This window comes from Amycolatopsis jiangsuensis, assembly GCF_014204865.1.
Taxonomy (GTDB): Bacteria; Actinomycetota; Actinomycetes; order Mycobacteriales; family Pseudonocardiaceae; genus Amycolatopsis; species Amycolatopsis jiangsuensis.
This window is the reverse complement of record NZ_JACHMG010000001.1, coordinates 1,134,252-1,151,029: the sequence shown is the minus strand read 5'-3', so window position 1 is coordinate 1,151,029 and position 16,778 is coordinate 1,134,252. Positions and strand designations below refer to the sequence as shown.

At 71.6% G+C, this 16,778-nt stretch carries 19 protein-coding genes; 5 read left to right on the top strand and 14 right to left on the bottom strand.

What is annotated here, in order from left to right; translation table 11 throughout:
• Window positions 1–132: 132 nt before the first annotated feature.
• The 3 genes from BJY18_RS05070 to BJY18_RS37955 all read right to left on the bottom strand — a co-directional run bounded on the left by BJY18_RS05070 (window position 133) and on the right by BJY18_RS37955 (window position 2,102).
• Complete coding sequence (locus BJY18_RS05070; protein WP_184778097.1) at window positions 133–1,248, bottom strand: coiled-coil domain-containing protein; 1,116 nt, start codon at window positions 1,246–1,248, stop codon at window positions 133–135.
• A gap of 408 nt (window positions 1,249–1,656) precedes the next feature.
• Window positions 1,657–1,806: a hypothetical protein gene (locus BJY18_RS36295; RefSeq protein WP_221457566.1), complete on the bottom strand. Its 150-nt coding sequence runs from the start codon at window positions 1,804–1,806 to the stop codon at window positions 1,657–1,659.
• Window positions 1,803–2,102 (bottom strand): alpha/beta fold hydrolase, encoded by a 300-nt coding sequence (locus BJY18_RS37955; protein ID WP_376774752.1) that lies wholly within the window; start codon window positions 2,100–2,102, stop codon window positions 1,803–1,805. Before BJY18_RS37955 ends, BJY18_RS36295 begins: the two co-directional genes overlap by 4 nt.
• 384 nt (window positions 2,103–2,486) lie before the next feature.
• On the opposite strand from BJY18_RS37955, the gene BJY18_RS05060 reads away from it, so the two are divergent.
• Window positions 2,487–2,924, top strand: coding sequence for a helix-turn-helix domain-containing protein (locus BJY18_RS05060; protein ID WP_246458772.1), 438 nt, complete (start codon window positions 2,487–2,489; stop codon window positions 2,922–2,924).
• Between the two features lie 18 nt (window positions 2,925–2,942).
• Here BJY18_RS05060 and BJY18_RS37695 read toward each other — a convergent pair whose 3' ends face one another.
• On the bottom strand, window positions 2,943–4,190 hold the full coding sequence (locus BJY18_RS37695) for a tyrosine-type recombinase/integrase (RefSeq protein ID WP_312873744.1): 1,248 nt from the start codon (window positions 4,188–4,190) through the stop codon (window positions 2,943–2,945).
• Between the two features lie 65 nt (window positions 4,191–4,255).
• On the opposite strand from BJY18_RS37695, the gene BJY18_RS05050 reads away from it, so the two are divergent.
• On the top strand, window positions 4,256–5,059 hold the full coding sequence (locus BJY18_RS05050; RefSeq protein WP_184778095.1) for a pentapeptide repeat-containing protein: 804 nt from the start codon (window positions 4,256–4,258) through the stop codon (window positions 5,057–5,059).
• Here the strand turns inward: BJY18_RS05050 and BJY18_RS05045 are convergent, their stop codons facing one another.
• A complete protein-coding gene (locus tag BJY18_RS05045) occupies window positions 5,060–5,965 on the bottom strand; it encodes an SDR family NAD(P)-dependent oxidoreductase (RefSeq protein ID WP_184778093.1) in 906 nt (301 codons plus the stop codon).
• A gap of 108 nt (window positions 5,966–6,073) precedes the next feature.
• On the opposite strand from BJY18_RS05045, the gene BJY18_RS05040 reads away from it, so the two are divergent.
• Complete coding sequence (locus BJY18_RS05040; RefSeq protein ID WP_184778091.1) at window positions 6,074–6,649, top strand: TetR/AcrR family transcriptional regulator; 576 nt, start codon at window positions 6,074–6,076, stop codon at window positions 6,647–6,649.
• Window positions 6,650–6,664: 15 nt separating this feature from the next.
• Here the strand turns inward: BJY18_RS05040 and BJY18_RS05035 are convergent, their stop codons facing one another.
• The gene (locus BJY18_RS05035; protein WP_184778089.1) at window positions 6,665–6,841 is read right to left on the bottom strand and encodes a hypothetical protein; all 177 of its coding nucleotides are present in this window, start codon (window positions 6,839–6,841) and stop codon (window positions 6,665–6,667) included.
• 25 nt (window positions 6,842–6,866) lie between these two features.
• Here BJY18_RS05035 and BJY18_RS05030 point away from each other — a divergent pair, with 25 nt between their 5' ends.
• Entirely contained in the window at window positions 6,867–7,391 is a 525-nt protein-coding gene (locus BJY18_RS05030; RefSeq protein WP_184778087.1) for a CGNR zinc finger domain-containing protein, read from the top strand.
• On the opposite strand, the gene BJY18_RS05025 is transcribed toward BJY18_RS05030, so the two are convergent.
• Window positions 7,381–8,157, bottom strand: coding sequence for an SGNH/GDSL hydrolase family protein (locus tag BJY18_RS05025; protein WP_184778086.1), 777 nt, complete (start codon window positions 8,155–8,157; stop codon window positions 7,381–7,383). The two genes, BJY18_RS05030 and BJY18_RS05025, sit on opposite strands and share 11 nt — an antisense overlap.
• A gap of 114 nt (window positions 8,158–8,271) precedes the next feature.
• On the opposite strand from BJY18_RS05025, the gene BJY18_RS05020 reads away from it, so the two are divergent.
• A complete protein-coding gene (locus tag BJY18_RS05020; protein ID WP_184778084.1) occupies window positions 8,272–9,615 on the top strand; it encodes an MFS transporter in 1,344 nt (447 codons plus the stop codon).
• A gap of 57 nt (window positions 9,616–9,672) precedes the next feature.
• Here BJY18_RS05020 and BJY18_RS05015 read toward each other — a convergent pair whose 3' ends face one another.
• From BJY18_RS05015 to BJY18_RS04985, 7 genes are all read right to left on the bottom strand, one after another.
• Window positions 9,673–11,037: an SPFH domain-containing protein gene (locus BJY18_RS05015; protein ID WP_221458584.1), complete on the bottom strand. Its 1,365-nt coding sequence runs from the start codon at window positions 11,035–11,037 to the stop codon at window positions 9,673–9,675.
• Window positions 11,038–11,158: 121 nt separating this feature from the next.
• On the bottom strand, window positions 11,159–11,593 hold the full coding sequence (locus tag BJY18_RS05010; protein ID WP_184778082.1) for an NfeD family protein: 435 nt from the start codon (window positions 11,591–11,593) through the stop codon (window positions 11,159–11,161).
• 91 nt (window positions 11,594–11,684) lie between these two features.
• Window positions 11,685–12,491 (bottom strand): DUF3097 domain-containing protein, encoded by an 807-nt coding sequence (locus BJY18_RS05005; RefSeq protein WP_184778080.1) that lies wholly within the window; start codon window positions 12,489–12,491, stop codon window positions 11,685–11,687.
• Between the two features lie 63 nt (window positions 12,492–12,554).
• Entirely contained in the window at window positions 12,555–13,505 is a 951-nt protein-coding gene (locus BJY18_RS05000; protein ID WP_184778078.1) for a hypothetical protein, read from the bottom strand.
• A 960-nt stretch (window positions 13,506–14,465) separates the two neighbouring features.
• Complete coding sequence (locus BJY18_RS04995) at window positions 14,466–15,344, bottom strand: aminoglycoside phosphotransferase family protein (protein ID WP_184784428.1); 879 nt, start codon at window positions 15,342–15,344, stop codon at window positions 14,466–14,468.
• On the bottom strand, window positions 15,341–16,147 hold the full coding sequence (locus BJY18_RS04990) for an Rv2133c family protein (protein ID WP_184778076.1): 807 nt from the start codon (window positions 16,145–16,147) through the stop codon (window positions 15,341–15,343). The genes BJY18_RS04995 and BJY18_RS04990 overlap by 4 nt, the downstream gene beginning before the upstream one ends.
• A gap of 8 nt (window positions 16,148–16,155) precedes the next feature.
• Window positions 16,156–16,731: an Rv2134c family protein gene (locus tag BJY18_RS04985; protein ID WP_184778074.1), complete on the bottom strand. Its 576-nt coding sequence runs from the start codon at window positions 16,729–16,731 to the stop codon at window positions 16,156–16,158.
• Between the last annotated feature and the right edge of the window lie 47 nt (window positions 16,732–16,778).

Sequence of the window (16,778 nt, the reverse complement as noted above, 5' to 3'; positions counted from 1 at the left end):
GGTACTGCGAGAGCCACCCTTACTGGTCCGCATTCGTCGCGAGGGCTAGGCGATCTCCTTCAGCGCGAAGTCAACGGTGACCTGGCGGAACCTGCTGCCGTGGCAGCGCAGGGCCTCCCGTGACCCGTTGGCTCAGCCGAGGTTGAGCAACTCCTCCAGGAGCTTCGGCCGCAGCTGCTCTTCGGACTCGTCCAGGACGATCCGCTGCACGTTCGTCAGCTTCGTCCGCAGGTGAGCGTGCTGATCACCGTCCGTGCGTTCCCGGTGGGCCGCTTCGGTCACCCGAGCGGCGAGACCGGCGGCGCGGTCGCGGGTCTCGGTGAGCTGTGCGGTGAGGTCCGCAGCGTGCCGGCGCGCCGTAGCGAGATCTTCGGCGGCGCGGGCGGTCTCGTCGCGATGGTCCTGAACTGCGCTGTCGAGGCGGGTTTCGAGGTCACGCACGCGTGCGTGGTGGTCGGACGTGGCCTGCTCGAGCCGTCGAGCGGTGTCGTCGAGGCTCGTGCGGGCATGGTCGAGGGCTTCGCGGGCGGCGTCACGTTCGGTGGTGCGGACGGCGAGTTGCTCGGCGCGTTGGGCGAGCTCCACGGAGAGCGCGTCGGCCTTCTCCCGCTCGGCGCGGGTGTCGGCAGCGGCCCGGTCGGCACGTTCACCGGCGGCCGCCGCGGCGGCTTCGGCACGTGCTTGGCCGAGTTCCGCGGCCTTACGCGCTGCGACCGCGTCTGTAGCCGTTTTTTCCGCCGCTTTCGCGCGTTCCTCGTGTTCCCGTGCCTGGGCCATCGCGGCTTCCGCGGCCTCATCGGCTTCGGCGGCACGAGTTTCGGCAGTCGCTTCGGCTTGCGCCGCGCGGACTTCGGCCGCCTGCCGGAGCCCATCCGCCTCGGCAGCGCGCGCCTTTGCACCTTCCGCACGAGCGATCGCGGCGGTCACCTCGTCCTGAGCACGAGCGGCGACGCTGTCGAGCGCGTTTCGCAACGTCTGCAGCGGTCCGCTCACCTCCGTCGCGGCCCGGACGAACTCCGCGGCCGCATCCGTCAGGCCCACGTGCGACCCGGAATCACCCAACGCCTCCCGCAAGGCCACATCCGCCGCGGCAAGCTGTTTGCACGTGCGGTCCCCCGGCCACCGCCGCTCCGGGCAGAACTCGAACGGCCGCCCTCCACGCGGCCCCGGCGCCGGCAACGCCGCCCGGCACTGCCGAAACCCGCACAACGACACCGCCGCGTTCTCGCCCACCACGCCTTCAGCCATGGCGCACACTGTACTACGAGCAGTTACGTAACCTAAAACCAGCGTTGTGGTTACGTAACCAGTTAGTAGGTTGGCTACAGAATTGGGATTCTGTAGCCAACCTCGCAGAGGGTGGCCGGCCCTGTCGCTCAGCCCAGCCGTACGGAGTGGATCGCGGTGAAGGCCGGCAGCGGGACTGCGGTCCGCGCGGGATCTTCGAGGATGGGTGAGTGCCCGAGGCCGGGCAGCACCTCGATTTCCGCGCCCGCAACGGCGCGGTAGTCGGCGGCGGACGAGGATCGCCATCTGCGGTCGTCCTCGCCGAGATCACCAGCAGTGGCTTGCCGACGGCCGCCAGCCGGCCCGGAGGCGCCTGGTGCTCGAGGTAGTCGCGGGTACCCTGCGTCGTCGCGGTGAGCGTGTGGTGGGTCATGCAGCGACCTCGTCGAACAGCTCTGACGGGATCCGGTAGCCCGGGCGGCTGAAACCGGTGCTCGCGAACCGGCGGATCTGCTCGTCGGTCGGCGGCCACTGCGCGAGCCCGAACCCGGCGGTTCGCGGTGCTGCGAAGGCACTCATGCTGGGTCCGGTGTTGATGAGCGCGAGCGCGGCACCAGGTCGGATCGCTCGGCGACGGCGGTGGCGACCGCGCCGCCGCTGGAATGACCGACGACCACGGCGTGCTCGACACCGAGCCGGTCCAGGACCACTCCGGCCCGGCCTGCCTGGTCCGGGAGCGCGTAGCTCCGGTCGGCCGGCTTGGCCGAGCGGCCGTGCCCCAGCAGGTCGATCCGGATGACGCGGTGGGATCCGGCCAGGATCGGAACCAGCGAGTCCCACGAGCGGGTCGAGGACGCGGACCCGTGGATGAGCAGGAGTGCCGGGGCGTCGCGGGGATCGTCCTGGCGAACGTGGATGCCGCCGTCGCCGAGTGACAGCGTCGAACTTCGGTGGTCACGGCGTCGCGAGGTGCGCGCGGCCGGTCGTCGGAAACAGTCATGGGGCCACTGTCGCCGCGATTCCCGCCTGCGGATTGGACGAATGTTCCCCCGGCCGGCTTCCGTACCCTGGAACAGTGGGGACGTTCAAGCACGGTAAGGCGGTGTGGGACGTGGCGTGCCCGCAGCGGCCCAGCCGGGTCGCCGGCCTCACCATGGCCGGGTTCCGTGCCCACGACCTGGTCGCATTGCGGATGGTCCCGCACCCGCCGGTGACGCTGCTCCTGGAGTTCGGCGCCGGCACGCCCCGTCCTTTTCGCGTTGACCGACGCGCTGCTCGCCCGCCGGCACGAGGCGGGGCCGCCGGCGGCCCCGGAGGTCGCCTGGGCCTGGCACCGGATCGTCGGCAGCCGTGGCCTGATCCGGGTCGACGGACTCGCGGCCGAGGTCGGATGGAGCCGTAAGCGCCTGTGGTCCCGGTTCTGCTCGCAGCTCGGCTTGCCGCCCCAACGCGCCGTGAACCTGGTCCGCTTCGACCATGCCGCCCGCCGCCTGGTCGCGGGTGACGACGCGGCGCGGGTCGCGGCCGACACCGGCTACGCCGATCAGTCCCACTTGCACCGGGACGTCAGGGCATTCACCGGGGCGACACCCGCGGCCGTGTCCGGGGAACCGTTTCTCGCCGTCGACGACCTCGCGTGGCCGGCCAGTGGACACCCGCCAAGCCGTGCCTTCCGAAAGATCGCCGGCCGCCGGTGACCGTGCGCCGCGGAGCGGTCAGCTCGGGTACCAGGTTTCCGTGACGAGGTCGACGGCGCTGCGGCCCGGGTCCCGGGCCGCGTGGTCGTAGACGGTGCGGGTCGTGTCGATGCTGCTGTGCCCGACGTCGGCTTGGACGTGGTCGAGCTGGGCGCCCGCCTCGACGGCGGCGGTGACGTAGAAGTGGCGCAGCGCATGCGGGTGCAGAGCGTCGGCGACGGTGGCGAGGTCGTCCCCGCTGCTCGCGGCGACGCGGCGCAGCAGCTGCCAGATCGCCTGACGCTGGAAACGGCGACCACCGCGGGTGCGCAGCAGCGGACGGTCCTCCCCCACAGCGGTGCCCGCCACGGCCGCCTTCCCCACAGCAGTGCCGCGGCGGGCCACGTCGGTCGACGGGGCCCCGGCTCGTGCCTGATACGTCGCGAGGGCGTCTTCGGCGGGCCGGCTCAAGTAGACGACACGGGACTTGCCGCCCTTGCCGTGGACCCGCAGCGCGCGACGGCCGCGGGTCACGTGGAGGTCCCGCTCGTCCAAGCCGCACAGCTCGCTGACCCGTAGCCCCAGCGTGAACAGCGTGACGACGGCCGCAGCGCGTGCCGTGTCGACCGGGCTGGCACCACGGCGCGGTGTGGCAGCGGCGGCGTGCAACGCGGCGACCTGTCGAGAGGTGAGCGTGACGGTGGCCGACGTGCTCTGCGCGCCAGCGGTGAGACCCAGCCGACGCCTGCTGAGGGCGGCGGGGTTGGCGGCAGCCAGACCACAGCCGGCGAGGTGTCCGTAGAGCGCCTTGACCGTGGCGAGCATCCGGTCGCGCGTGGCGGGCGCGGCGCCGGCCTCGGTGAGCGCGTCCAGCCAGGCCTTGACGTGGCTGGTGGTGGCGAGGCCGGGATCGAGCTGCCGGGCAGCGCACCAGCGGAACCAGTGCAGGTGCCGCAACCGGCCCGGGGCGGCCGGCGGGGGCGCTGTGCGGTTCACTGCCCGCGGTGGCGCCGCCAGCGAAACGCGCAGCGCGGCAGCGTAGACGTCGAGAGCGTCGTTCCACGCCACTGTGGTTTCACCGGGACGCTGCCAGGTACGGATCGCCTCCGCGGTGACCGGCAGGCCGAGCCCTTCGCCGTAGGTCCGGCGCGTGAGCGGATTGCCGTAGCCGCTCAGCCAGTCCGCGATCCCGGCCAGCAGCCCGGCCGGATCCGTGACCCCGGGCCACGGCTCGACGTCGGCCGAGACGGCACTGGGGGCCGCGATCGCGAGAGGCTTGATCACCACCAGCCGAGGCTAGCAGCCGGGCAGCCTCGACTACGCTGGGAAGGAATGACCCGCAAGGAGAAACCGTGCCCGACCACTCCGCGCTGACCGCGGACTGCGCGAGGTGCTTCGGCCTCTGCTGCGTCGCCCTGACCTTCACCCGCTCCGCCGACTTCGCCATCGACAAGGCCGCCGGCGATCCGTGCCCCAACCTGCAACCCGACTTCCGCTGCGGGATCCACGACCGGTTGCGCCCCCAGGGGTTCGCCGGCTGTACCGGATACGACTGCTTCGGCGCCGGTCAGCAGGTCTCCCAGGTGACCTTCGCCGGCCAGGACTGGCGTGGCGCACCGGAGGTCCGGGAAGCGATGTTCGCGGCACTGCCGGTGATGCGGCAGCTGCACGAACTGCTCTGGTACCTGACCGAAGCCCGCGGTCTCGACGCGACCCGCGAGATCCATCCCGGACTGGACGACGCGGCCGCCGTCATCCGCGCGCGCACCGAAGCCGCACCCGATGACCTGCTGGCCACCGACGTCGCCGAGGAACGCGCGAAGGCGGACGTTGTGCTGACCCGTACCAGCGAACTCGTCCGTGCCCAGGTGCGGGGCAAGAAGAAGAACCGCCGAGGCGCCGACTTGATGGGGGCGAAGCTGTCCGGTGCCGACCTGCGCGGGGCGAACCTGCGCGGGTCCTACCTCATCGCGGCCGAACTTCGCGGCGCGGACCTGCGGCACGCCGACCTGCTCGGTGCCGATCTGCGCGACGCCGACGTCCGTGGTGCCGATCTCGGCAGCAGCCTGTTCCTCACCCAAACTCAGGTCAACACCGCCCGCGGTGACGAGAGCACGCGGCTGCCCGCCCGGCTCGCCCAGCCCGCACACTGGTGATCAGAGCCCGAACGGCCGGCCTCCGGTCAGCTCGACGCTCGCGTCCCACACCGCGGCCGCCAGTGCGGTGTCCGCCAGGATTCCGCGCACCGGCTCCGGCCGCGGCTTCCCGCGCAATCCGAACACCTGCGGCCCCCACAGCTGACCGCCGCGTACCTCCGGATCGAGTACCGCCCGCACCGCAGGCCATGCGCCCGCATGTTTGCCCTGCAGGAAAACTCCGGCGGGCAGACCGCACAACCGCGTGGCGACGGTCCGGCTGTGCACCGGCGGACGCGACGGCGTCAGCGAATCCAGCGCGCCGCCGGGGTGATTCACCACGCTCACCGTCGAAAGTCCGGCCGCCCGCAGCCGGCGGTCGAGTTCGAAACCGAAGAGCATCTGTGCCAGCTTCGAGCGGGCGTACGCGGCTTTCGGCTGGTAGCCGTGGGTGAACTGCAGGTCGGCGAAGTCGAGTTCGGCGCTTTTCGCCACGAAGCTGCCGGTGGTGACGACCCGGCCCGCCGGAGCCGCCGACAGCAGAGGCGCCAGCAGCGCGGTCAAAGTGAAGTGCCCGAGGTGGTTCGTGGCGAACATCAGCTCCCGGCCGTCGCGGGTCTGCCGCCGTCGTTGATCGTCGAACGCCACGCCCGCGTTGCACACGAGCGCGTCCAACCGCTCGAGACTGTCCAAGGAGGACTCGAGCGCGGCCAGGTCCATCGGGAAGTGCCGCACCCGGGCGCCGGGCACGTGTTCGCCGATGCTGCGCATCGCGGCGGCTGCCTTCGTCGCGTCGCGGCTGCCGAGGAGCACGGTGGCTCCGGCTTCGGCGAGTTGTTCGGCCACGAAGTAGCCGATCCCCGCGTTGCCACCGGTGACCAGGACCGTGGTGCCATCCGGGGCCGGAAGCCGCTGAGTCGATGCCATGTCTGCTCCTGTGGCGGTCGGGCAGGTACTGCCGGGCACCACAATAGTCGAAGTCATTCCGACTTTGTAATCCATACGAGTTCATAGTCACTGTGCTACGTTCCGGCCATGCCAGCGAACCGGCGGGAACGGAAGAAGGCGGCCACGCGGCAGGCGCTGGCGGAGGCGGCCCGGCGGTTGTTCCTGGCTCGCGGGTTCGACGAGGTCACCGTCGCCGAGATCGCGGACGCCGCGGACACTGCCGTGTCCACGCTGTTCGCTCACTTTCCCGGCGGGAAGGAAGCCCTCGTCCTCGGCGACGGTGGCGAGCGCGAGCGGGCACTGACCGCCGCGGTCCGCGAGCGCGCCCCGGGCATCTCGGTGGTGCAGGCGCTGCAGGAATTCCTGGCCGGCCGGGGCCCCTTCGACGACGACCCCGATCCGGACCACCGGCGGCTGGCCGCCCTCGTCGTGCGCACGCCGGCGCTGCGTGCTCATGCCCGGATCCTGTGGACCGGCTGCGAAACCAGCCTCACCGAGACCATCGCGGAAGCGACCGGCCGCGGCACGGACAGCCTGTCCGTGCGGCTGTTCGCCCGCTACGTCCTGGAAATCCCCGACGTGGCCGGTACCGAACAGAATCCGGCCGCCGCATTGGAGACGGCGTTCGCCCACCTGCGGCGCGGCTGGCCGGAGCTGGCCTGATCCGCCGAGCCCGGCTCAGCCCCACCCCCGTGGCCGGGTGGCCCCGACGACCACCCCGCCGAGACGGGCCACCCAGCTGCCGCACAGGCAGCGCACGTAATCGGCGCGGCTGCCGCGGGACGCGGGGACGACCGCGGAGGCCGGCAGTTCCGCCAGGGGCCAGCCGCAGCGGGGGCAACGGTTCTCGTCCATGAGCCGATCGTGCTGTAATGGTTCAGTGCACTTCAACCCTTACGGCGGGGCGGGCGCCCAGGTGGCCGCGGCGGTCGCGACGCTCGCGCACCGAGGCGGCGCCACGGCCGCGGATTTCCTCGCCGCCGGACTGGCCCATGGCATGGCCCTGACCAGCATCGACGACGAGGAAGCCGCCCGGATTCTCGACTGGGGGCGCAAGCTCCACGAGGTCTTCGCGGCGCCGGAAGACGCACGCGTAGACCTCGTCAACGAGCTGCTCGCGGTCGCCGCCTGCCGGCCGTACATCGCCCGCCACGACGGGAAACCGCCGCATCTGCACTACGCGAGCGAAGGCGCCGGAGTGGTGATCCGCGTGCACGCCTACACCGCGGGTGGGCTCGCGCATCTGGTGTGCGAGGAACCGGGTCGCCTCGGGGTCTGCTCCCGCGAAGGGTGCGGTGTCGCGTTCGTCGACACCTCGCGTAACGGCAGGCGCCGGTTCTGCTCCACCCGCTGCGGGACACGGGTGAACGTCGCCGATCACCGGGCGCGGCAGTTCACCGCTTGAGCGCGGGCTCCTCGAACGGGGCCAGCGCGGGCCGCTTCGGGTGGATCGTGTCGCCGGACGACTCGCCGCGCAGCCGTCGCCCGATCCACGGCAACGCGTGCTCGCGGCCCCAGCGCAGGTTCGCCGTGCGCTGCTGCTTCGGCGAGACCCGCGGCCGAGGCCCCAGCACCGCGGGTGCCAGCCGGTGGGCGACACCGAGGACGTCCAGGAGCGCGATCGCGATCTCGTTGTGTCCCAAGGCGTTCAGGTGCAGCCGGTCGGCCGACCACAGGCGCCGGTCCCGCAGCTGACGCATCGCCCACATGTCCACCAGCAGCGCGCCGTGCCGGGCCGCGATCCCGCGGACGTGCTCGTTGTAGATCGCGACGCGACCGCGGATCGTGCGGAACAGCGCGTCCTCCACGCCGTCGACGCCGGTGAACAGCACCACCCGCGCACCCGCACCACGCAGGCGCGACACCGCTCGCTCGTAGGAACCGGTGAGCGCGTCGATATCGGCCTTGGGGCGCATCAGGTCGTTGCCGCCCGCGTAGAGGGTGACCAGGTCCGGCTCCATCGCCAGCGCCGGCTCGAGCTGCTCGGCCAGCACCTGCGGCAGCAGCTTGCCACGCACGGCGAGGTTGGCGTAGCGGAACCCGGGCTCGACCCCGGCCAGCACGCTGGCGACCCGGTCGGCCCAGCCGCGGACCCCGTTCGGCGCGGCCGGATCGTCGTCACCGACGCCTTCGGTGAACGAGTCGCCGAGACAGACTAAGCGGTTGGTCATGCGGCGCAGTCTAGAACCGCTGCCGAACTTCGCGAATGTCCGGTGGGGAATCGTCAAACTCCCGCGCATACCTCACACTATGGCGTGACGCCCATCACGAGAGGTGTGCGAAACATGGTTCTAGGCGACAACGAAGTCACCCAGTCAGTCGATGCTTCCTCCCGGGACCGCCGGGTACAGGTACGGCGGGCCGCACTCGCCGGATCGATCGGCACCACCATCGAGTGGTACGACTTCTTCCTCTACAACACCGCCGCGGCGCTGGTCTTCCCGCACTTGTTCTTCCCGGAGTCCACCGGCTACGCCGGTGCGCTGCAGTCGTTCGCCACCTACGCCGTCGGGTTCGCCGCGCGGCCGATCGGCGCGGCGCTGTTCGGGCACTGGGGCGACCGGCTGGGCCGCAAGGCCACGTTGATCGTCACGCTGCTGCTGATGGGCTTGTCCTCGGCGGTGGTCGGCGTCCTGCCAGGAACCGAGTCGATCGGCATCGCCGCACCGTTGATCCTCGTGCTGCTGCGGCTGGTGCAGGGCGTCGCGATCGGTGGCGAGTGGAGTGGTTCGGTGCTGCTGGCCATGGAATGGGGTGATCAGCGCCGGCGCGGGCTGCTGGCGAGCTTCGCCCAGGTCGGCGTGCCGGTCGGGTTGGTGCTCGGCACCGGCGGGATGACGCTGCTGTCGGCGACGTTGTCGCCCGAGGCGTTCGATTCGTGGGGCTGGCGGATCCCGTTCCTGCTGAGCCTGGTGCTGGTCGGCATTGGGCTGGTGATCCGGCTGCGGATCCTCGAGACGCCGATGTTCGCCGCGGTGGTCGCGGAGAAGCGGACCTCGAAGGCACCGGTGAAGGACGCGGTGCGCCACCACTGGCGGGAGATCCTGCTTTCGGCCGGGCTCCGGTTCAGCGAGCAGATGCCGTTCTACCTGTTCACCAGTTACGTCCTGGTGTACGTGGTGGAGCGGCCGGAGTTCAGCAAGACGTTCGTGCTGATCGCGGTCCTCGTCGGGGCGGCCGCGGAGCTGGTGCTGATCCCGCTGTTCTCCCAACTGTCCGACCGGGTCGGGCGCAAGCAGATCTACCTCACCGGAGCGGTGCTCACCGCGGTGATCGCCTTCCCGTACTTCACGGCCCTCTCGCACGGCGGGCACGTGCTGATCTTCTTCGCGGTGGTCGTCTCGCTGGTGACGCACGCGATGCAGTACGGGCCGCAGGCCGCGCTCATCGGGGAGAGCTTCCCGACGCACCTGCGCTACGGCGGTGCCGGTCTCGGGTACCAGCTGGCGTCGGTGTTCGCCGGTGGCCCGGCGCCGCTGCTGGCGACCTGGCTGCTGCACGAGACCGGGACACCGTATTCGATCTCGATCTACATCGTGGTGTCCGCGGCGGTCACCGTCGGGTGCGTGCTGGCCCTGCGCGACCGTTCGAAGGCCGACATCGACGACCTGGCCACCTACGCCCGCTGAACACGACCGCGGCCGCCCCGTGGGAACACGGAGCGGCCGCGGTGGGCATGGCCGGAATCAGCGCTGCGGCGGCGGACCGCCCTGCGGACCCCCGAACGGGCCCTGCTGCGGGAACGGACCGTTGCCCGGCTGTTGCTGCTGCGGACCACCGAACTGCTGCGGCGGCCCCTGGTAGGTGCCGCCCTGCGGGCCGGCAGGCGGCTGCGGCTGCGGAAGCTGCTGCGGCGGGGCCTGCTGTTGACGCTGCTCCCCCGGCGGCGGCGAACTCGGCCGCGGCCGCTCGGGTGCGGGCGCCGGCGGTTCCTCCTCGGCCTCGGCCGGGGCTGCCGGCTTGGCCGACGCGTTCCCGCCGCCGATGGCGCGACGCGGGTGCTCGCCCGACGAGCCGAGCGGCCCCTCGACCTCCTTGCGTGCCACGGCCTCCGCGGCCGCGACCGCTTCGGCGACCTTCGGGTCGCTGGTGGTGTCGAACCAGGCGGCGACCTCCGCGTCCTCCAGGTCCGGCCTCTCCGGGGTGTCGTCCTTCGGCGGCTCGTACCGGAACACGCCGTCGTCGCCGGGGGCGCCGAGCGCGCGGGCGAAGCCTTCCAGCGCCTTGCCGTAGTCGCTGGGGATCATCCAGACCTTGTTCGCGTCGCCCTGGGCCAGCTGCGGCAACGTCTGCAGGTACTGGTAGGCCAGCACCTCCGGCGTCGGGCGGCCGGCCTTGATCGCCGCGAACACCTTCTCGATCGCCTTCGCCTGCCCCTGGGCCTGCAGGTAGCGGGCGGCACGTTCACCCTGGGCACGCAGGATCCGCGACTGCCGTTCCGCCTCCGCGGCGAGGATCGCAGCCTGCTTCTGCCCTTCCGCGGCGAGGATCTGGCTCTGCTTCTGCCCTTCCGCGGTCTTGATGGAGGACTCCCGCTGCCCTTCCGCGGTGAGGATCATCGCGCGCTTCTCCCGGTCCGCGCGCATCTGCTTCTCCATCGAGTCCTGAATGGACGGCGGCGGCTCGATCGCCTTCAGCTCGACCCGCGCGACCCGGATGCCCCAGCGGCCGGTCGCCTCGTCCAGCACCCCGCGCAGCTGGCTGTTGATCGCGTCGCGGGAGGTCAGCGTCTCCTCCAGGCTCATCCCACCGACCACGTTCCGCAGCGTGGTGGTGGTCAGCTGCTCGACGCCGATGATGTAGTTCGAGATCTCGTACACCGCCGCGCGCGAGTCGGTGACCTGGAAGTACACGACGGTGTCGATGTTCACCGTCAGGTTGTCCTCGGTGATCACCGGCTGCGGCGGGAACGAGACGACCTGCTCGCGCAGGTCGATCCGCGCGCGGACCTTGTCCAGGAACGGCACGAGGAAGGTCAGGCCCGGCGAGGCGACCGTGCGGAACCGGCCGAGCCGTTCGATCACCGCCGACTGTGCCTGCGGTACCACCATGATCGCCTTGACCACCGTGATGATGACGAACAGGACCAGCAGCGCGACCACGACGATCGCTGTTGTCGACAAGAGCGTCTCCCCTTACCTAGTACGGTTTTCCCGGACGTTTCATGCCGTTTCAGGCCATGATGTCCACCACGGCGGTGGCGCCGGCGATCTCCACGACCGTGACCTTGGTGCCCGGCGCCATCGGCGGCTGCTCCTCGTGCACCGCGCGCGCCGACCAGACCTCGCCGCCGATCTTCACCTGGCCCGTTTCGTAGTCCACTGTGGACACCACGACGGCGCGGGCGCCGATCAGCGCGTCGGTGCCGGTGGGCACGCTCGATCCGGCAAGGAACCGGCGCTTGAGGGCCGGGCGCGCCAGCGCGATCAGGCCGGTCGAGCTGACCGCGAACACCACGACGTCGACGACGATGCTGCCGGTGAGTGCTTCGGCCCCGGCTCCGAGCAGGGCACCGACGCCGAGCATGACCAGCACGAAGTCCCCGGAAAGCACCTCGGCGATCAACAGGACGACGCCGAGGATCAGCCAGATCACAGCCGCTGTCATGGACACATGCTCCCAGATCGGGCCGGTTCGCACCGGGTAAGCGACCCGCCGTGACCGACGCGTGACCTCGGCCGGACCGCCGTGGCGGCCCCTATCCGGCCGGGTCGGTGACGAAGTCGATGAGCCGTTCGACCGCGCCGATGAGCGGGGTTTCGAGGTCGCGGAAACTGCGCACCCCTGCCAGTACCCGCTGCCAGCCCTCGTAGGGCTCGCCCCAGCCCAGAGCCTCGCAGATGCCGGCCTTCCATTCGATCCCGCGCGGGATCTCCGGCCAGGCGCGGATGCCGACCGCGGCCGGTTTCACCGCCTGCCAGACGTCCACGTAAGGGTGGCCGGTGACCAGGACCTGCTCGTCGCGGACCTGTCCGACCAGCCGGGACTCCTTGCTGCCGGGCACCAGGTGGTCGACCAGCACGCCGAGGCGGCGGCCGGGGCCGGTGCCGAATTCGGTGATCCGCTCGGCCAGCACGTCCACGCCGTCCAGCGGTTCCACCACCACGCCCTCGACCCGCAGGTCGTGCCCCCACACCCGTTCCACCAGTTCGGCGTCGTGCTTGCCCTCGACCCAGATCCGTGAATCACGCGCGACCCGGGCTGCCAGCCCCTGCACCCGGACCGAACCGGACGCGGAGACCTGCCGGGGGGCGGCGGGTGCCTTCTTCACCGGGACGAGCGTGACCGGTTTGCCCTCCAGCAGGAACGCCGCCGGGGCGAGCGGGAACACGCGGTGGCGGCCCTTCGCGTCCTCGAGCACGACGTTGCCGTACTCGATCTTCACCACCGCGCCGCAGTAGCCGCTGGCCGGGTCCTCGACCACCAGGCCGGGTTCGGCGGGCACCTCGGGCACCTTCCGCTTGCGCGGACCGGACAGCACGTCGTCATAGGAACGGGAGCGCACGATCGGACACGCTAGTGCGGCCGGCGGGCTCTCGTCGCCGTGCCACGCCGTGCCGCGCGACCCTCAGGCCGTGTTCTTCCACATCTTGACCCCACCTGTGCCCGAGCGCGGGGTGGCGGAGAGGAAGGCAGAGGATTCGTTGACGAGCGTGATCATGCTGCCGGCGGTGTCGAACCCGTTGGCCTTGACCGGGACGCGGTCCCAACGCGCCGCGTCTCGGGACAGCCACACGCCCGCGGCACCGGCGGAGTCGCCGGTCGCGACGAACCAGCCCCGCCAGGCGGTCACGTGGAGAATGTGCTGCTTCTCGGGTTTGTCGACGTTGCTGTCCGGCAGCATCCCGGGTGACACGTCGTGGGAGGCGATCCAGTCCTCGTCCCCGGTCATCGGGCCGGGGCCGTCCTCGGTCCAGCCGGTGTCGTCCGCCGAGGAGAACATGATCGTGTCGGACGAGTCCTTGCCGATGCCGAAGATGGTGAATCCGTCGGCATCGGCCGTCACTTGCGGCACGTAGCCGTCGTAGAGGCCTTCGGCTTCGACGGTCTCCGGTCCGGTGAACGCCTTCCCGTCGGCCGAGTGCCAGACGCGCAGGGAATCGAAGCCGCGGTTGTCGATGAAGTCGTTGTCCAGCACGGAAATCGGGCGGTCGAAGCCGACCACCACCACCCCGTGGGCGCCGGCCGCCACCGCGGTGAGCGCTTCCCCCGGTTTGCTTCCGGCGAGTCGCGTCCGCCGCCACGTCTTTCGGTCCTCGATACGCCGGATCGCCGCGGTGGAGGTACTGGAGCCGAGGACGTAGGCGGCGCCGCGGTAGCCCGCGACCGGAACGCTGTGGCCCAGGTGGTGGAGGCCGTCCGGCTTCGCCTCGGTCCAGTGCGCGCCGTCCCGGGAGAAGTAGACGTCGCTGACCAGATCGTTCTGCTGGCCACGGTCGTTCGGCGCTGCCGGGACGGTATGCCCTCCGGCGAGCACGAACCCGTTGTTCCATCCGGCGCCGCCCTGCAGGTCGGTCACCCGGCCGGACGGCCGGGACGAGCCGGTTCAGGCGCACGGCGTCGCTCCGTCCGGTTCGCCCCAGACGACGGAGCCGTCCGCGGGGTACTGGGTGCACCACTTCTTCGCGGCGGTCGCCGCGGTCGTGCGGAACGGCCGGTCGCCGTCGCCGATGCGGAGGTCGCCCTTGGTACGGCCCGGGTAGGTAGATCCCGGACAACGCCGGTCCGCGGCGGACGACCTCGACCCTGATCGAGTGCAGGACAGCCGCTTCGGCGCTGACGCCCTGGAAGGTCACCTCGACCCGGCCGCCCGAGGTGAGCACCGCGCCCTCCGGCCCACCGCTCTCGGGCACCGGGATCGACGACTGTCCGCGGTCGGGCACGACCCAGCCGGTGTCGCACTGCTCGGGTCGCATCGTCATCGCCCACGCGGGTGCGGCGGCACGACTGCCGGACGGTCCGGCGACCGCCGGTTCGGGACGCGGGATCAGCCACGCCCCGGCGGCCAGCCCGGCGAGGGTGGCGACGACGACCAGTACGCCGACCGTCAGGCCGGTCGTGCCCGAGCGTGATTTCACGGTGATGTGCTCGCTGGACCCGCCGACGTGCACCTGGACCCCGTGTTCGGCGTAGTTCGCCTGGTGCACGGCCTCGGCTACGGAAGCCGCGCGGTCCAGCGAGCCCGTGGCCTGCCGGGAACGTCGTTCCGCCGCCCAGCCGGTCACCGCGCCCGCGACGACGAGGACGACGACGGCCAGCCACGCCCACACGTTCGTCCTGAGGTCGGTCGCGACATTGATGATCACGCCCAGAGCGGCCGAGACCGCGCTTCCGGCGAGAGCTTTGCCCCATCCCGCTCGCTGCCTGTCGATCGGAGTCTCCTCGGCGCCGGGGTGCCCTGCTGGGTCGGAGGCCAAAGTTACCGTGATCGGGGCACGAAGTCGCCGAGAACGCCGGAATGTCGTACTCGCCGGGCCGGTCAGCCTGCCAGCTCCAGAACGGCCTCGGTGAACGGCGTCGGTCCGCCGCGGCGCAGCGGACCCATCGCGACCAGCGGCGCCAGCGCCACACACCACGCCCGCACCCGGTCGCGGTCCTGGCCGGGCAGCCGGTCCAGCCCGTCGTCGAGGGTTCCGCCCGCGCTCATCGGCAGCACCGCCCAGTCGACCGCGTCGAACGCGGGATCGCCCGTGCACGGCCGGGGGTCGATCGCGACGATGCCGCGAGCCGGACCCGCGTCGAGCACGTTGCCCGGGTGCAGATCGCCGTGCACCAGCGCGATCGGGCCGTCGACCGCGAGCTTCTCGGCGCGGGCGAGGCCGGTGTGCAGAACCGCGAGCGGCAGGTGCGCCTCGGCGGGCGAGCCACGCAGCCGGCGTTCGGCAAGGGCGAACATCCAGCGGACGCGTTCGAGCTGGGTCGGGAACGGTCCGGCGGCCGGCACACCGTGCAGTTCCGCGAGCAGATCGGAGACCTCGGGCCACGGCACGTCCGCGCCCCGCTCGGTCAGCGTGCTGCCGGGTTCGAGACCTTCGAGCAGCACCGCGCCGTGGTCGAGGTCCGTGCGCAGGACCTGCACGACGCGCGACAGCCCGGACCAGGACCCCAGCGCGGCCGCTTCCGCGGTGGCCACGGCCCGGTCCGGGCACAGCTTCAGGGCCCGCAGGGTGCCGGCGGCGTTGCGGCACAGCACGGTGCGGCCGCTGTTGCCCGGCCGCGTGTCGTGCACGGTCAGTCCCCAGCGGCGGCAGAGGCCTTCGACCAGGCCGGGCAGCGCGTCACACCACGCTTCGGCGCTGGGGCCGAACCGGTCGACGAGCCGGGCGCGTGCCGCGTCGTCGATCAGCGCGACCATCAGAACAGCGGCCAGGGGATCGCGCGCCAGTCGTCGCCGGGTTCCGGGTGGATGGCCTCGGCGAGCAGCACGTCGGCGCGCCGGCCGAGCGCGCGGACCTCGAAGGTGCTCAGGTGCTCGGTGAGCGCCGCGCCGAGCCGGCCGTCGAGGTCGGCGCGCAGTTTGCGCAGCTTCTCCACCACCTCGGCGGGCAGCGGTTCACCGACCCAGCCCCACAGCACGGTGCGCAGCTTCGGATCGGTGTGCAGGCAGATGCCGTGGTCCACGCCGTAGACGCGGCCGTCGGGAGCGGGCAGCAGGTGTCCGCCCTTGCGGTCGGTGTTGTTCACGACCACGTCGAGCGCGGCCAGCTCCCGCAGGCTCGGGTGATCGGCGTGGACGAGCACGGCCGGGTCACCGAGCCGGTCGTGCGCGTGCAGCACCGTGCGCCAGCCTTCGGGAACTTCTTCCGGTGCGCAGACGTCGACGACGTCCTCGTCGGTGGTTTCCACCCACAGCTGCACCATGCCGGGGCCGAACGGGCCGTCGCGCAGCACGGTCGGTGGGATCGCACCGAGGCCGCAGGCCGCCGAGACCATCGCGGTCGCGACCTCCCGTCCGGCCAGCGTGCCGTCCGGGAAATCCCACAACGGCCGCTCGCCGGACACCGGCTTGTAGACCACCCGGCCGGTGACCCCGTCGAGCTCGATGGCGCAGAACAGGGTCACGTTCGAGGCGTCGACCAGCCGGCCCTCGACGTCGATGCGGCCGTGGGTGACGAACTCGTGGGCGCCGGGATCGCCGGGCGCGGGCGGGGTGCTCGCCACGGCCGTCCTCAGTCCTCGGTGACGTCGACGTCGCGGCGGTAGCCGTTCTGCCGGGGGCAGATGTGCCCGGCAGGGTCGAGCGGTTCCCCGCACAGCGGGCACGGTTTGCGGCCGGCGTTGACGACCCGGTCGGTGCGTTCGACGAATGCCCGCGCGGCCGCAGGGGTGAGGAACACCCGCACCGCGTCCGGGCCCTCCTCGGTGTCGTCGAGCACCACGGTCTCGTCGACCTCGCCCTCGGTCATCGCGAGCAGTTCCACGACGACCGCGCCGGAGTCGGCGTCCCAGCCCAGGCCCATGGTGCCCACGCGGAACTCCTCCTCGACCGGCACCGCCAGAGGTTCCACGTCGACCAGGTCGTCGGGCACCTCCTCGGGCACGTCGGCGCCGAACCGGCTGGCGACCTCCTCCAGCAGCGACCCGAGGCGCTCGGCGAGGACGACGACCTGCTGCTTCTCGATCGTGACGCTGATCGTCCGGACGTCCTCCGACGCCTGGAGGTAGAACGTGCGATCGCCGGGCTCGCCGACCGTGCCGGACACGAACCGGTCGGGCTTGCGGAAGACGTGGATTACGCGTGACATAGCACCTTCGACCCTAGGCCACCGCCGCATGATCGGCATCCGCCGCC

Bases quoted from the DNA above. Each gene is read 5' to 3' on its own strand.
- BJY18_RS05045 (WP_184778093.1), bottom strand. From the start codon at position 5,965: ATGGCATCGACTCAGCGGCTTCCGGCCCCGGATGGCACCACGGTCCTG.
- BJY18_RS04985 (WP_184778074.1), bottom strand. From the start codon at position 16,731: ATGTCACGCGTAATCCACGTCTTCCGCAAGCCCGACCGGTTCGTGTCC.
- BJY18_RS05020 (WP_184778084.1), top strand. From the start codon at position 8,272: ATGGTTCTAGGCGACAACGAAGTCACCCAGTCAGTCGATGCTTCCTCC.
- BJY18_RS36295 (WP_221457566.1), bottom strand. From the start codon at position 1,806: ATGAGTGCCTTCGCAGCACCGCGAACCGCCGGGTTCGGGCTCGCGCAG.
- BJY18_RS05010 (WP_184778082.1), bottom strand. From the start codon at position 11,593: ATGACAGCGGCTGTGATCTGGCTGATCCTCGGCGTCGTCCTGTTGATC.
- BJY18_RS05035 (WP_184778089.1), bottom strand. From the start codon at position 6,841: ATGGACGAGAACCGTTGCCCCCGCTGCGGCTGGCCCCTGGCGGAACTG.
- BJY18_RS05070 (WP_184778097.1), bottom strand. From the start codon at position 1,248: ATGGCTGAAGGCGTGGTGGGCGAGAACGCGGCGGTGTCGTTGTGCGGG.
- BJY18_RS05040 (WP_184778091.1), top strand. From the start codon at position 6,074: ATGCCAGCGAACCGGCGGGAACGGAAGAAGGCGGCCACGCGGCAGGCG.
- BJY18_RS05015 (WP_221458584.1), bottom strand. From the start codon at position 11,037: ATGGTGGTACCGCAGGCACAGTCGGCGGTGATCGAACGGCTCGGCCGG.
- BJY18_RS05025 (WP_184778086.1), bottom strand. From the start codon at position 8,157: ATGACCAACCGCTTAGTCTGTCTCGGCGACTCGTTCACCGAAGGCGTC.